Below are 15,988 nucleotides of genomic sequence, written 5' to 3' on the forward strand. Positions count from 1 at the left end.
ATCGGAATAAAAATTAATAAACCAAGCGTCGGGAATGTCACGTGTCAACATTAGAAGATTTTATCGGTAACACTCCGCTAGTCAGATTACAGCGATTGACTGAGGGCGTTGAGAGTGAAGTTTGGGTCAAGCTAGAAGGAAATAACCCGGCCGGTTCGGTAAAAGATCGCGCGGCATTGTCGATGATTCAGCGCGCTGAACAACGGGGCGAAATTCAACCGGGTGACTGGTTGATTGAAGCAACCAGCGGCAATACCGGCATTGCGCTGGCGATGATCGCGGCTTTGAAGGGATATTCTTTACGGCTGCTAATGCCCGAAAATATGAGTAAAGAGCGTCAGGCTTCGATGCGTGCTTACGGTGCAGAACTGATTTTAGTCAGCCGGGAGCTGGGTATGGAAGGAGCCCGGGATCTGGCTCAGAAAATGGCGGATGAAGGGCAGGGGAAGATCCTCGATCAGTTTAATAATGATGATAATCCGTATGCCCATTTCTCAACTACCGGTCCTGAAATTTGGCGGCAGACAGCGGGAAAGGTCACCCACTTTGTTTCTAGCATGGGAACCACCGGTACCATTACCGGCGTGAGTCGTTATTTAAAATCACAGAATAGTCAGGTTCAGGTTATTGGCCTTCAGCCAGCCGAAGGCAGTAGTATTGCCGGTATTCGCCGCTGGTCTGCGGACTATTTACCGGGCATTTTTCGCCCTGAGTTGGTTGATAACGTATTGGATATTACTCAGGCGGAAGCGGAAAAAACCATGAAATTGCTGGCTACGCGCGAAGGTATATTTTGTGGAGTCAGTTCCGGCGGCGCGGTGGCCGGTGCGTTGCGTGTTGCGGCACGGCATAGGAATGCGGTTATTGTTACGGTGATATGCGATAGGGGGGATCGGTATTTGTCGACGGGGGTGTTTGATTAATGGTGAACGGGGTGTCTTCATATCGGTTTCGATAGCGTCAGGATCGTCGTATGTTTCGTCCGTTAATAGTGATGAGCTTGACTAAGCTGCTGCACACCGGCCGAGCAGAGGGGGTAGCCGACCCCCTCTTGCATCTCCGCGGTCTCGCTACAAATGTTGACCGCTGCTTTGCAGCGGCAGCCTCAGTCAGCTAAAAGGTTTAACGCATCGGCACGGATTCGTTCCAGACGAAGCCGTGCCTCGGTCCGCATCCATGCGAACCGTGCTACCTTTTAGCTTCCTTCGGCAACATTTGTCATGCTCGAGTTGAAGGTCAACGGCAAAGGTCAAGAACAATAAGACCAAAGTTAGCGCTACTCTCTCTCCAGCGCATGTATCGGATCCATTCTTGCGGCTCGGCGGGCCGGGAAGAAGCCGAATATCACGCCGATTAGCGTTGAGCAGGCAAAGGCGGCGATGATTGACGCGACGGAGTAAATCATCGAGAAGCTGCTGACCAGCCGATCGAACACGCTACCAATGGCTAGCGCTAAACCGACTCCTAGCGTACCGCCCAGCAGGCAAACCAGAACCGCTTCGATCAAGAATTGCTGCATAATATCGCTGGAGCGAGCACCTACCGCCATACGTACACCAATTTCTCGGGTTCGCTCGGTCACTGAAACCAACATGATATTCATCACGCCAATTCCGCCGACAATCAGTGATATAACGGCGATCATTGAAACCAGCAATGTCATTGTCGCCGTGGTTTTTTCAATCGTCTGTCGGATGCTGTCGGTATTGAGGATAAAAAAGTCCTGCGTGCCGTGGCGCTGGGTCAGTAGTTTAGTCACGCCCGCTTCGGCGACGTCCAGATCGATATTGTCACTGACCCTAACGGTGATGCTTTTCAAATACGATTGCCCCAGCATACGGTTCATCACCGTGGTGTAAGGTAGCCAGACGTTAAGGCTTTCATTACTGCCGAACCCGCTTTGCTGCTTTTCTACCACGCCAATAATTCTGGCCGGTAGATTACCCAGCAAAATGACTTCCCCCACCGGATTACTCTGCTTGCCAAATAGCTTATCTCTGGTGTTTTCATCAATCACCGCTTCCTGCGCCAGCGAATTCACGCCGTTAAGGTTAAATGACATACCTTGAGCCAGCTTATAGCCACGAACGTCGAAAAACTGTTCACCGACGCCGTTGACCGTTCCGACCACTGACAGGCTATTTACCCGGAAGTTTGTGCTGGCCGATACGCTTGGCGTCACGCTATGCACATAGCTTTGCTGGCGCAACGCATCGGCATCGTTAGCCCTTAGGGTATGTATGGTTGAAGCTTTACGATCGCCAAAATCATTCCCCGGAAAAACCTCTAACGTGCTGGTTCCCATCGAACTGATATCCGCTAGAATCTTTTGTCGAGAGCCTTCGCCTAGAGCAACGACCGAGACCACTGAGGCAATACCAATGATAATGCCCAGCATGGTTAAGAAGGTACGCAGCCGTTGGGAAATCATCGCCAGCATCGCCATTTTGAACGCATCGACAAAACGGTCCCGCTGGGCGAAAAATCCATTATTGGTTTTGGTGTTATGAGGCGAATTCGGGGCTTCCTTTTTAGCCTTGGTGCCCGTTTGCCGATCCGGGGGGCTTTGGCGATCGGCAATAACATTGCCATCGCTGAGCTCAATGATGCGTTGCGCACGTTCGGCAATTTGCATATCGTGGGTCACGATCACCACGGTATGGCCCTGTTCGTGCAGGTCTTTTAGAATTTTTAAAACTTCCTGACCGCTATGCATATCGAGTGCGCCCGTCGGTTCGTCGGCCAGAATGACTTGGCCGCCGTTCATCAGGGCGCGGGCAATACTGACTCGCTGTTGCTGACCACCCGATAGCTGGCTTGGGCGATAGCCGGTGCGTTCATCCAGCCCGAGTCGGGTCAGTAAAGCAACGGCCCGGTCTTTGCGCTTTTGGCGCTCGGTTCCCGCATAGATAGCGGGAACTTCAACGTTGCCCGCGGCGGTTAAGTCGCCCAGCAGGTGATAACGTTGGAAAATAAAGCCAAAATGTTCACGGCGAAGTTCAGCTAAATCATCGGGCTTCAGTTCATTGGTCGTTCGGCCCGCGATCCGGTAAGTTCCTTCACTCGGCTTATCCAGGCAGCCAAGGATGTTCATCAGGGTTGATTTGCCAGAGCCGGAGGCTCCAACAATGGCTACCATCTCGCCAGCGTTAATCGTTAGGTTAATGCCTTTCAATACGGTGACTATCTGCTCCCCGGCGGAAAACCGGCGGGTAATATTCTCTAACTGAAGTAACGGCTGAGTCATGGTGCTACATCCTCATCCGTGGCATGCGGACTGGCTTACTCTGACCGTCGCCGCTGGTTTCACTGATGATGATTTTTTCTCCGGCCTCAAGGCCCGAAATGATTTGAACGTCAACGTTGTTGTTTATGCCGGTTTTTACCCTTTTTTGCATCACGTTGCCCGCGTCATCAACCGTCTGAACGGTTGCATTACCCTGACCGTCGGTTTGATTTATGGCCGTTGCCGGAATAATAATGGCGTTTTTTGCCTGCTCCAGAATGATATACACCTGAGCGGTCATGGAAATGCGCAGTTTTCCATCAGGGTTATCAACGTCGAACAGGCCATTATAGTAAATCGCCGTGGTGGTAGAGGCTGAACTGGCTGACGAGGTGGTGTCGGTGTTAATGGAGTCCGGCGCGGGTTCGATAGCCTTTAATGTCGCGCTGTAGCGTTTACCCGGTTCGCCTAAAATAGTGAAGTAGACCGGCATACCTACTTTAACTTTCGGTACGTCGGCTTCAGAAATCTGGGCTTCAATCGTCATGGTATTCAACTGAGCCACCTTAATGATGGTCGGTGCGCTTTGAACGGCGTTAACGGTTTGGCCTTCTTCCACAGGAATAGCCACAACTACGCCATCAATCGGCGAGTTGATTTGGGTATATCCCAGATTTAACTTGGCGGTATCAACCGCAATTTGAGCCTGAATAATTTGCGCATTCAGCGCTTCGATATCGGCTTTCGTGGCATCTAGTACCGCTTTTGCACTGTCATAATCAGCCCGAACGCCGACTCCTTTGGCCAGAATGATGCTTTGACGCTCAAACGCCAGCTGGTTATTTTTCAGCGTTGCATTTTTAGAGGCGCGCTGTGCCTGAATGCTTTTCAAGCCAGCTTCGGCATCTTTCAGGGCGTTTTGCTGGGTCAGGTCATCGATTTCGGCAATCGCCTGACCTTTAACCACCTTATCGCCTAGCTCAACGTGTAGGACCTTAATTTGTCCCGACACTTGCGCACCAACGTTAACCTGTTTTAACGCTTTGATGGAGCCGTCGGCCAGAACGGTTTGTTCAATATCGGCTTTGGTTGCCAGCGCAGTAATGTAGTTAGGTTTAGCCGTTTCTGAGAACAAGACCGTTTTAATCAGCAGCCCGATAATCAGGATACTGACGATAATTAGCAGATAACGTAGTTTTGATGAACATATTTGCATAAGCCGGAATAGCCTCTAAAAACTAAAAATAGAAAAAGCGGAGACAAACGTATCTCTTAATCGTTATTCAGTAATGTACAACGGGTTGAAGGGCTATAGAGTAAACTCATCATAAATAAAGTGTAAGGTTTAAGTAAAAGTGGCTGCATCCTTATGCAGAAGGCGTGAGAATGAGCGAAACCATGATAGTACGGAGATGGGCATGAAAATTCTTCTGGTCGATGATGACGTTGAACTGGGCAGTATGCTACGAGAATATCTGGAGGCCGAAGGGTTTTCAGCTACGGTGGCATTAACCGGCACTGCGGGCGTGGCAGGGGCTCTGTCTGGAGAATATGCGGCAATGATTCTGGACATTATGCTGCCGGATATGAGCGGCATTGATGTGTTGAATAAAGTGCGCAAGCAGAGCCGCTTGCCAATTATTATGCTCACGGCCAAAGGAGACAACATCGATCGGGTTATTGGCCTTGAAATGGGGGCCGATGATTATGTGCCGAAGCCATGCTATCCGCGCGAGTTGGTTGCCCGACTGCGCGCGGTACTGCGCCGTTTTGAAGAGCACGTCGAACCGCAAAATGAGGCGATTTTTTCTTTTGGCGACCTACGGTTAGACGCATCTCAGCGTATCAGTGAATGGAAAAGAGAGCCGTTCGAACTGACGGCTTCAGAATTTAACCTACTGATGTTACTGATGAAAGAGAAGGATCGTGTGGTTTCAAAAGATGAGCTTTCTTTACAGGGCCTAGGTCGGCCAAGAGAGGCTTACGATCGCAGCGTTGACGTTCATATTAGTAACATTCGTCAAAAACTGAGTCAGATTGCTGGCGACACGCTATCAATTGAGACTGTCCGTAGTATTGGGTATCGGATCAGGTAAGGGATTATGCGTCGAAGTCTTTTTTTGAAAATATTGTTCGGATTCTGGATTACCTATATTGCGATTACCCAATCGGTTTGGTTGGTGTTTTCCTATTATTCGAGCCAGAAAGAACCGGTGGAAAACCGGATCGCTAACCGCATTGTGGCCTTACAGTTTAATTCTGCGGTATCCGTGCTGGAAACCCACGGAATTGACGCCCTAAACCGGATGATTGATAAGTGGCCTGAGGCCGATCGGCGAAGCGTTTCGCTGATGTTGCTTAAGGCGCCTTTGTCTGCAGTATCGGAACGGCGTTCACTGATCCCACTGACGGATGACGTGCGGGTTGAGCAGGTTAAAAGCGCCGACGGGCAAAATTATTTGCTGAAGTATGACGTTGAAGCTTTGCGTAAAGAGTACCGCCCGAAGCGTTCGGGGAGAATATTATTCAACCTGCCTAATCCGCTGTTAATTTTGGGGGCAATAGGCGGCTTTCTGTTTAGCGCGCTGTTAGCGTGGCATTTAACTAAGCCCATGCGTCAGTTACGCTCCGGATTTGATCGGGTTTCTCAGGGGGATTTAGACGTTCGGCTTTATCCAATGATGGGGAAACGAAGGGATGAACTCAGCGATATGGCTCGCGATTTTGACTCTATGGTCGAACGGTTAAAATTGCTGGTGGATGCCCGGGAGCAACTGCTGCACGATGTTTCCCATGAGTTACGCTCACCGTTAGCCAGATTACAGCTAGCCATTGGGCTGGCTCGGCAGAATCCGCATAACGTTGAGAGTTCGTTGGAACGGATAGAGCAAGAGTCAGTACGGTTGGATAAGATGATCGGTGAACTTCTAACGTTATCCAGAACCGATGCAACCGGCATTTCCGACGAGGAATATTTCGATCTGTATGGTTTGGTTGAGGCCGTGGTCAGCGACGTTCGCTATGAGGCGCAGATACCGGGCGTCGCTATCGAACTAGAGGCCGATGAGCAGGTTCAAAATGAGGCCACGGTGAAAGGTAACGCTGAACTCATGAGGCGCGCGGTTGAGAATATTGTGCGTAATGCGTTGCGGTTTTCCAGCACCGGCCAGCTGATTAATGTGGCACTGAGCCAGAATGAGAATGAGTTTGTGATTCAGGTCAGCGATCGGGGACCGGGCGTTGATGAAGATAAGCTGTCTAGCATTTTTGATCCGTTTGTCCGGATTAAATCCGCCATGTCTGGAAAAGGCTACGGTTTGGGATTAGCAATTGCCCGGAAGGTTGTCAATGCTCACCGCGGCAGTATTGAGGCCCGTAACGCCGATGGCGGTGGGTTAATTATCCAGATTCGCGTACCGCGATGGACCGCTTAACCGAATCGATTAAAAGCTAAATAGAAAAGTCCCGGTCATGTTTCAAATATGAGCCGGGACTTTTTTATTAAAGCCATCAATTAGATTGTCTTGTTTTTCCCCGGGAATCTCTTACGTATCAGGATAAAGAACACCGGTATAAAGAAAATTGCCAACAGCGTGGCCGAAAGCATTCCGCCCAATACGCCAGTACCAACGGCATGCTGGCTGCCGGAACCCGCGCCTTGACCAATGGTCATTGGCAATACGCCAAAAATGAATGCCAGCGACGTCATCAGGATTGGACGCAAGCGCAGCCGACAGGCTTCGAGCGTTGCGTGCAGTAAATCTTTGCCTGAATGGTGCAGCTCATTGGCAAATTCTACGATAAGAATGGCGTTTTTAGCCGAGAGTCCGATGATGGTGAGTAATCCGACCTGAAAGTAGACATCGTTCTCTAGCCCGCGCATCCATGTAGCACATACGGCCCCCAATACGCCAAGCGGAACCACCAGCATGACTGAGAAAGGAATAGACCAGCTTTCGTATAATGCGGCTAAGCAAAGAAAAACTATCAAGAGCGATATGGCATAAAGCGCCGGGGCCTGCTCGCCCGACAGGCGTTCCTGATAGGACATACCGGTCCATTCTAAACCGATGCCCTGAGGTAGATCTTTAACCAGTTGCTCCATAATATCCATTGCGGTTCCGGTGCTGATACCGGGGGCTGCTTCACCCACAATTTCTACCGCTGAGTTACCGTTATAGCGTTCCAGCCGTGGAGAGCCATAGCTCCATTCTGTGGTGGTAAAGGCCGACAGCGGAACCATACCGCCCTTATTGTTGTTAACATACCAACGGTTGATATCATCGGGCTGCATCCGATAGGGGGCATCGCCCTGAACGTATACCTTTTTTACCCGCCCGCGATCGAGGAAATCATTGACGTAGGTTGAGCCCCAGGTGGTTTTAAGTAAGTCGTTGATATCATCAATGCTGACGCCGAGCGCTTGGGCTTTACGCTGATCGATATTAACCTGTAGCTGAGGGCTGTCATCGAGGCCATTGTGTCGAACTCGGGTTAACTGAGGGTTTTTTGCCGCAGCCGCAATGAGAGAATCTCTGGCCTGCATTAGCATGTCGTGACCGACGCCAGCATGGTCTTCCAGCTCCATATCAAAACCGGCTGAATTACCCAGCCCGGATATTGGCGGAGGGCTACTGGCAAAAACGCGGGCTTCTTTGATCTGGTTAAAATCTTTGGTTACGCGTTCAATGATGGCAAATGAGGTATCTTCGGGGTGGGTCCGCTGGCTCCAGTCACGAAGACGGATAAACATTCGAGCCACATTTTGCCCGTTTCCACCGGGGCCTGAACCCACGGTTGAGAATACCGACTTGACGTTTTTCCCTTCTTTTTGCAACAGGTATTGTTCGACTTGCTGAACAATCTTAAACGTTTGCTGTTGCGTTGAACCCACCGGTAACTGGATTTGGGCCATGAACACGCCCCGATCTTCTAGCGGCAGAAATGAAGTCGGCAAGCGAGTGTAGAGTAGAGCCAGCCCGCCAAGAACCAGCAGGTAAATCAGCATCGTGCGCCCGCTGCGCTGAATGACTTTGGATACGCCACGTTCATAGCGCCGGGCATTGCTGGCGAACATTCGGTTAAACCAGCCAAAAAATCCACGCTGGGTGTGAATTTCACCCTTACTGATTGGTTTTAGCATGGTGGCACAGAGCGCTGGCGTGAGCACCAACGCAACGAGTACTGACAGCACCATCGCTGACACAATAGTGACAGAAAACTGCCGGTAGATGGCACCGGTAGTGCCGCCAAAAAAGGCCATTGGAATAAACACGGCGGATAAGACCAGCGTGATGCCAACCAGTGCGCTTTGGATCTGCCCCATTGACTTGCGCGTCGCTTCCCGCGGTGCAAGCCCTTCCTCCGCCATAACGCGTTCTACGTTTTCAACCACCACGATGGCATCATCAACCAGCAAACCGATAGCCAATACTATGGCAAACATGGTGAGCGTATTGATACTGAAACCAAACATATAGAGCACGGCATAGGTGCCTAGTAACACAACGGGTACCGCAATGGTTGGAATGAGTGTGGCGCGGAAATTTTGTAAAAACAGATACATAACCAAAAACACAAGGAAGATAGCTTCCATCAGCGTTTTAACAACGTCTTTGATTGAAGCTTGCACAAACGGGGTTGTTTCATAGGCATATTCAATCTTTAGCCCATGAGGAAAATATTGTTCGAGCTCGGCCAGTTTAGCTTTAACCAGTTGGTCTGTTTGTAGTTCATTCGAACCGGAGGCCAGCTTAATTCCCATTCCGGACGCAGGCATTCCGTTGTAGCGGCTGATGTAATCATATCTTTCTGCCCCGAGTTCGATAGTTGATACATCGCCAAGCGTAACCACAGAGGCATCCTGATTGACGCGCAGCGTAATATTTCTGAACTGTTCCGCTGTCTGTAGCTGGGCCTGAGCATTCATGGTGGCATTCAGTACTTGACCGGGAACGGAAGGGGTTCCGCCAACTTGGCCTACGGCAATTTGGCTGTTCTGTGACTCAATTGCGTTAACAACGTCTTTGGCTGTGAGGTTGAAACTGGTCAATTTGTTGGGATTTAACCAAATACGCATCGCATATTGTGAACCGTAGGCATCTACGCTGCCGACGCCGTCTATCCTGCTGATCGGATCCTGTAAATTACTGGCGACGTAGTCGGCAATATCCTGACGGCTCATGGAATTATCGGTTGATACAAAGGCAACCGTCATCAGGCTGTTATCACCAGATTTTGAAACGGTAACGCCCTGTTGTTGTACATCCTGAGGTAACTTTCGGATGGCTCCCTGTAGCTGGTTTTGCACCTGTTGCATGGCTTCGTTCGGATTAGTACCGGCTTTGAAGGTTAGCGTGATGGACGCACTACCGGTATTACTGCTCTGAGATGACATATACTGCAGGTTATCCAGACCGGTCATATTTTGTTCTATTGTCTGGGTAACGGTATTTTCTAACGTTTGGGCTGAGGCTCCCGGGTAGTTGGCTGAAATCCGGACCGTTGGCGGAACGAGGTTTGGGTACTGTTCAATGGGCAATGAACTGATGGCGAGTAACCCGCTAAGGCTGATAATAATGGCAATAACCCAGGCGAAAATGGGGCGATCGATAAAAAAACTAGCCATGGGTAGTAACCTTCATAACGCTCTCTTTTTATTTTGATGCCTGAACACGGGGCAGGGGAAAGGTACAACAATCATCGTAATCTACTGTAACGCGCTACTGTGAAGAAAGAATGGAGATATTGTAAAAAATATCATCCTATTATAGAAATTCTTTCATCGGGCGGAATTCGGGTAGAAAAAATGGGTTTGATTAACCTAGGAAGAAGCTGAAAATACAAATAAAGATGCCGATCGAGCATACTCGATCGGCATTTAGGATTTTTCGTTCTGTTGTTTAACCTAACGAATAAAAATTATTTTTTAATGCGAATAACCGGTGTTTCACCAACAACAACGGTGCCGCTAAGCTTAGTCAGCTCTTTGATTTCATCCATATTGGAGATAACGACCGGTGTTAGAGTCGATTTTGCTTTTTCTTCCAGCAGTGCCAGATCGAATTCAATGATCACATCGCCTTTTTTAACCAGTTGCCCTTCTTCTGCAATGCGTTTGAAGCCTTCACCTTTTAGCTCAACGGTATCAATACCAAAGTGAACAAATAGCTCAATCCCGCTATCCGACTCAATAGAGAATGCATGGTTGGTTTCAAAAATCTTACCGATAGTTCCATCTATTGGGGCAACCATTTTGTTACCGGTAGGTTTAATTGCGATACCATCGCCAACGATTTTTTCAGCAAATACAACATCAGGTACATCTTCGATGTTGACAATTTCACCTGACAGCGGAGCAACAATTTCAATGCTGCCTGCGTCTTTTTTATCATCAGAAACGAGTTGTTTCAGCTTATCGAACAGACCCATGATTTTCTCCTCAGCAGTAATGTTTAAGCGGTGTGCCGTTATTATTGTATATATTTGTTTATTGGAGTTGCCTCAAGTTAGCCGCAACTCCGATAGGTACAAGTATAGTTAGCAGAGCGTTTTTTCTTCGATAAATTTATTCACAATATCTAATACCTCTTGCGCAGTTGGCTGTGCTAATGCACTTTCTGCCAAGGCTTTTACATCAGAGAAATTCGCGTTGCGAATGATTTTCTTGATGCGAGGGATAGCAATTGCGCTCATGCTAAATTCATCTAGGCCCATACCGAGCAGCAATAGAGTTGCACGTTCATCACCGGCTAATTCGCCGCACATCCCGGTCCATTTGCCTTCTTTGTGAGAAGCATCAATAACCTGTTTAATCAGGGTTAAGACGGACGGAGATAATGGGTTATATAGATGAGAAATCAGCTCATTGCCACGATCTACGGCTAGAGTATACTGGGTTAAGTCATTTGTCCCAATACTAAAGAAATCAACTTCTTTTGCCAGATGATGTGCGATCGTAGCGGCTGCAGGGGTTTCTACCATTACGCCGACTTCAATAGCTTCATCAAAGGTTTTATTCTCTTCTCTTAGCTGAGTTTTCAGCATTTCCAACTCAGTTTTCAGTAGTCTAACCTCTTCTACTGAAATAATCATCGGGAACATAATACGCAGCTTGCCGTATGCTGATGCGCGTAAAATGGCGCGCAGCTGGGCGTGCAGAATTTCTTTACGGTCTAAACAAATACGTATTGCACGCCAGCCAAGGAAAGGGTTCTCTTCTTTCGGCAGGTTCATATACGGCAGGTCTTTATCTCCGCCGATATCCATAGTGCGTAAAATAACCGCCTGTGAGCCCATGGCTTCAACAACCGCCTTATACGCCTGGAACTGTTCTTCTTCCGTCGGGAATGAGTCACGATCCATAAACAGGAATTCAGTACGATACAGGCCAACGCCTTCTGCGCCGTTACGTTCTGCGCCCGCTACGTCACGAACGGTACCGATATTTGCACACACTTCTACCTGATGGCCATCAAGAGTGATTGCCGGCAAGTCTTTTAGCTTGGTTAATTCATTTTTATCGCTGAGGTATTGGCTTTGAGCGATTTTAGATTGCTCAATGACTTCAACGGATGGATTAACGTGAATCTTATTGTTTACGCAATCCAGAATCAGAAAGTCACCGTTCTTCACCTGTTTAGTCACGTCATTGGTACCTACAATCGCAGGAATTTCCAATGAGCGGGCCATGATTGAAGTATGGGACGTACGGCCGCCTAAGTCGGTAATAAAGCCAAGAACTTTATCCAGATTCAGTTGAGCCGTTTCTGACGGAGTCAGATCGGTAGCAACTAAAATAACTTCGTCTTTGATTGCGCCGAGATCGACAATAGACATGCCGAGAATATTCTGTAGCAGGCGTTTACCAATATCGCGGATATCGGCAGCGCGCTCTTTCAGGTATTCATCTTCAAGACTTTCAAGTTCAATCGCCTGCGCCTCAAATACTGCATGCGCAGCGGCGTCTGCCGTTTCTAGCTTGGTTTTAATTCGGCTTACGACTTCCTGCTCAAGGTCTTCATCCTCGAGCAGCATTATGTGGCCTTCAAAGATCGCCGCTTTTTCTTCGCCGAACGTCTCACTCGCTTTAGCCATAATGGCGTTGAGTTGTTCACTGGCTTTATCTCGACCAGCCTTGAAACGAGCGATTTCCTGCTCGATATTGTCGCTGGAAATCTTCTTGTTATTAATGACGATGGGTTCGTCTTTCAATATCAAAGCGTTACCAAATGCGATACCTGGGGATACTAAAATGCCTGAAATCATAAGCCTACCTTTAATTTAAAACCAAAACGGGTGCTGAAATTGTAGTTAAAGGTCTTATTCCAGTTCTGGCATTAGTTTAACCAGATGTTCAACCGCTTGTTGCTCATCTTCACCTTCAGCAGAGATAGTAATTACAGTACCTTGAGTCAGGCCAAGAGTTTGTAATTTGAACAGGCTTTTCGCACTAGAGCTTTTGCCATTAGCCGTCACGGTAATGTCAGAAACGAATGCTTTAGCTTCTTTTACGAATTGTGCGGCAGGGCGGGTATGAAGGCCATTTGGTGCAGTTACGGTAACATCTTGCTGAAACATAGTGATCCTCAACTTGGTTGAATAAATGTCTTTGGCGTTAACGTTTAAGTTTAGCCTAAAATTAACCAACATCGCTTTTGCGTTTAAGCAACAAAGGGCGATGTTAGTGTGGGATGCGCTGGACGGTCAGAATAAATAGTAAGCCGTACTCAGACAGGTATTTACTTGTTCAAAATCGTATTTCTACCACCTACGCTATTATATATAGCCCTTTTTAGCAAGAACCGAAAAAGGTAGGATTGGTGATTTAATTCGAGCATCGAAAAAAGTAGTAGCTTGATACTAGTAGTTAGTCAGTAAATCAAAGTTTTTTGGCAAAAAGCGAGAGCTGGCGCACAGAAAATGGTTCATATAAGCACTGTTTGCAAATTTTTGCCGCCGGGAATTTTTTGCTATTTTACTATTAGCATTGGATGTGAGTAGTCTTAGTGATAAGAGAAAGTTGTTATTCGGTATTGGCTATTGAAAAGCAAAAAGGCCCTTTGCAGGGCCTTACTAAGATAGAAGAGGCTTTACTGCTGGAGCTCTTTCTCAGTGAATAAATCGGCAAATAGCGGCGTACTTAAGTAACGCTCGCTCGATGATGGCAAAATAACCACGATATTCTTATCGGCGAATTCAGGTAATTCAATCAGCCTGAGGGCTGCGGCAACGGCAGCGCCTGAAGAAATGCCGGCCAGAATACCTTCCTCTTCCATTAAACGATGAGCCGTGGCAATTGACTCTTCGTTAGTAATTTTTTCCACTCTATCAATCAGACTTAAATCTAGATTGCCGGGAATAAATCCTGCGCCAATACCCTGAATTTTATGCGGACCTGGTTTTAGTTCTTCCCCTGCCAGTGCCTGACTAATTATCGGTGAATCAGCTGGCTCAACGGCAACGCTAATAATTTTCTTACCTTTGGTATTCTTGATGTAGCGGCTAACGCCGGTTAACGTACCTCCGGTACCAACGCCAGCAATAAATACGTCAATATTGCCATCAGTGTCTTCCCAAATTTCAGGCCCGGTTGTTTTTTCATGAATTTCAGGGTTTGCGGGATTATTGAATTGCTGTAGTAGCAGGTAGTGTTCTGGATCGGAAGCGACAATCTCTTCCGCTTTAGCTATTGCGCCCTTCATCCCTTTGGCTGCTTCAGTTAGCACCAAATTTGCACCGAGGGCTTTAAGTAATTTGCGTCGTTCTAGACTCATAGATTCAGGCATGGTCAATGTAAGTTTATAACCACGGGCTGCAGCAACATAGGCCAAAGCAATACCGGTATTACCGCTGGTAGGTTCAACCAACGTGACGCCTTGTTTTAATAAACCACGCTTTTCAGCATCCCAAATCATATTGGCACCAATACGGCACTTAACGCTGAAACTAGGATTGCGAGACTCAATTTTTACTAAAATTTTCCCATTTCCAATGCGGTTCAAACGGACAAGAGGGGTATGGCCAATAGTTTGCGAGTTGTCTTCATAAATCTTAGTCATGGCTTATCCTTTTAATTTTATGAATTTTTAGGGAACATATACAGCATAACCGCTAAATCAAAACTGTGAAGGAAGGAATAGATATATCGTTATGTAATTAAGGAATAAGTTTTTATCACGATAATGATTTTTGGGATAAAAAAGTATCAATAGCATTAACACTTACGAGTTAATATGTTGGGTGCGGTATTCATTAAGGATAGTTAGCTTATAATTGTTAGCCATTTTGCTTTGTGAAGTATAAGCCAATATGTTTGCATTTAATGACTAATTTCATTTAAATCAATCGGTTGTATGTATTTCTCGCACAGGGGTTGCATGGCAGTTAACTTGCGATTGAGAGCTAAGTGAGTATAATCAGCCGCAACGAATGAGCTACATAATGAAGCAGCATAAAATATTTCATATTAATATATATACTGATTTAGGAATAAATGGCTACCCTTTAATATACCAGCGGCTGTCCCTACATCGTTTTATACAGTGCCTTTAGGAGCCGTAACCTAAGGGCGGTAGCGTGCCTGAAAAAGTGCATGGAAGATTTAATTTCTAATAAATATATTAAATTTCAACCAATTGGAATGGATATGAGCAATAAAGAGCAATCCCAGTCACAACCACAACCGGCATTCGCTGGTTACTACCCTATGTATCAGGCGCCGCAGAATGGTGAGATCGACCTGTTCGATCTCATAGCACAGCTATGGAAGAAAAAACATTGGATTATCGGTTGTATGCTAGCAACTACGATTTTGGCTGCGGTATATGCATTTACAGCGAAAGAACAGTGGACTGCAACAGCGGTGGTTGATGTACCGAGCTTTGATACTATGGATAACTATTATCAGGGATTCCGATTGTTGGAAGGGAATGTAGATAAGCCTACCTCATTAGAAGAGGTTGCAGATAAATTGTTTAAGCAATTTATCTCTCAGGCTGGATCTTATAATGAGTTAAGTAAGTTTATTGGTCAGAGTGAATATTATAAAATGTTGGTTGAAGGTAAAAGTGAAAGTGAAAAGGCTAAACTGCTTAATGAGGTTGTTGATAAAGTAAAAATTTTAAAAGATAAAGACGAGCTTATTTTTACAATTAGCTTCCCTGCCAGTACTCCTAATGAGTCAAAAAAATTACTGGAAGATTATATAAAAGTTGTTAACGGTAATGTTAGTAGCGCTCAATATGCACAATTAGCTTCTCAGATTACCAATAGAAAAACCAGTATTCAAAATCAGATGAATGCATTAATGCAAATTGCAGAAGATAAGCGCCAGGAAGAAATTAAAAATATAAAAATGGCGTTGGCAATTGCTAATAAATCTAATATTCAAAAGCCTGAATTGAATGGTTTAACAAAGTTAGATACAAATAGTCTGTTTCTGTTAGGTAAAGATGCATTAAATGCGATGTCTGAGAGCATTAAAGATCAGCCTCTCACTTTAACTGATCATTATTATAGTTTACAAGGGCAATATATTAATTTAGAGCGATTTGATGTTGATGGTGACTCTGCTCAAGCCTTTAGTTATCTAAAGGGCCCAATAGAGCCCGTTAATAGAGATAAGCCATTACGAGCGCTAATGTTGATAGTGGGATTAGTGTTTGGTTTAATTGTTGGATTGGGAGCGGCTACAATTAATATTGCTATTCAAAATAACGTTAATAAGAAAAAGTATTCATAATAAGAATCCAACTAAGCAGG

At 46.6% G+C, this 15,988-nt stretch carries 11 protein-coding genes; 4 read left to right on the forward strand and 7 right to left on the reverse strand.

Annotated features, from left to right (window positions below; genetic code table 11):
- Positions 1–41 precede the first annotated feature (41 nt).
- Entirely contained in the window at positions 42–923 is an 882-nt protein-coding gene (gene cysM, locus GVI43_RS10025; protein WP_159566726.1) for a cysteine synthase CysM, read from the forward strand.
- A 353-nt stretch (positions 924–1,276) separates the two neighbouring features.
- Here cysM and GVI43_RS10030 read toward each other — a convergent pair whose 3' ends face one another.
- Together GVI43_RS10030 and GVI43_RS10035 are read right to left on the reverse strand one after the other, a co-directional pair.
- Positions 1,277–3,247 carry a MacB family efflux pump subunit gene (locus GVI43_RS10030; protein ID WP_159566727.1) on the reverse strand — a complete coding sequence of 657 codons (1,971 nt, stop codon included), beginning with the start codon at positions 3,245–3,247 and terminating at the stop codon, positions 1,277–1,279.
- A gap of 4 nt (positions 3,248–3,251) precedes the next feature.
- Positions 3,252–4,442, reverse strand: a complete 1,191-nt coding sequence (locus GVI43_RS10035) for an efflux RND transporter periplasmic adaptor subunit (protein ID WP_159566728.1) — start codon at positions 4,440–4,442, stop codon at positions 3,252–3,254.
- A gap of 202 nt (positions 4,443–4,644) precedes the next feature.
- Between GVI43_RS10035 and GVI43_RS10040 the strand changes: the two genes are divergently transcribed.
- Entirely contained in the window at positions 4,645–5,322 is a 678-nt protein-coding gene (locus tag GVI43_RS10040; RefSeq protein WP_159566729.1) for a response regulator transcription factor, read from the forward strand.
- 6 nt (positions 5,323–5,328) lie between these two features.
- Complete coding sequence (locus tag GVI43_RS10045) at positions 5,329–6,660, forward strand: ATP-binding protein (protein ID WP_159566730.1); 1,332 nt, start codon at positions 5,329–5,331, stop codon at positions 6,658–6,660.
- Positions 6,661–6,740: 80 nt separating this feature from the next.
- Here GVI43_RS10045 and acrD read toward each other — a convergent pair whose 3' ends face one another.
- The 5 genes from acrD to cysK form a co-directional block, all read right to left on the reverse strand.
- The gene (gene acrD / locus GVI43_RS10050; protein WP_159566731.1) at positions 6,741–9,854 is read right to left on the reverse strand and encodes a multidrug efflux RND transporter permease AcrD; all 3,114 of its coding nucleotides are present in this window, start codon (positions 9,852–9,854) and stop codon (positions 6,741–6,743) included.
- A 293-nt stretch (positions 9,855–10,147) separates the two neighbouring features.
- Entirely contained in the window at positions 10,148–10,657 is a 510-nt protein-coding gene (gene crr, locus GVI43_RS10055; RefSeq protein ID WP_159566732.1) for a PTS glucose transporter subunit IIA, read from the reverse strand.
- A gap of 108 nt (positions 10,658–10,765) precedes the next feature.
- The gene (ptsI, locus tag GVI43_RS10060) at positions 10,766–12,493 is read right to left on the reverse strand and encodes a phosphoenolpyruvate-protein phosphotransferase PtsI (RefSeq protein WP_159566733.1); all 1,728 of its coding nucleotides are present in this window, start codon (positions 12,491–12,493) and stop codon (positions 10,766–10,768) included.
- A 54-nt stretch (positions 12,494–12,547) separates the two neighbouring features.
- Positions 12,548–12,805 carry a phosphocarrier protein Hpr gene (gene ptsH / locus GVI43_RS10065; RefSeq protein WP_159566734.1) on the reverse strand — a complete coding sequence of 86 codons (258 nt, stop codon included), beginning with the start codon at positions 12,803–12,805 and terminating at the stop codon, positions 12,548–12,550.
- 512 nt (positions 12,806–13,317) lie between these two features.
- The gene (gene cysK / locus GVI43_RS10070) at positions 13,318–14,286 is read right to left on the reverse strand and encodes a cysteine synthase A (protein ID WP_159566735.1); all 969 of its coding nucleotides are present in this window, start codon (positions 14,284–14,286) and stop codon (positions 13,318–13,320) included.
- A gap of 533 nt (positions 14,287–14,819) precedes the next feature.
- Here cysK and GVI43_RS10075 point away from each other — a divergent pair.
- Positions 14,820–15,968 (forward strand): LPS O-antigen chain length determinant protein WzzB, encoded by a 1,149-nt coding sequence (locus GVI43_RS10075; RefSeq protein WP_159566736.1) that lies wholly within the window; start codon positions 14,820–14,822, stop codon positions 15,966–15,968.
- Positions 15,969–15,988: the final 20 nt, after the last annotated feature.

The organism is Budvicia diplopodorum, from assembly GCF_009800925.1.
Lineage (GTDB): Bacteria > Pseudomonadota > Gammaproteobacteria > Enterobacterales > Enterobacteriaceae > Budvicia > Budvicia diplopodorum.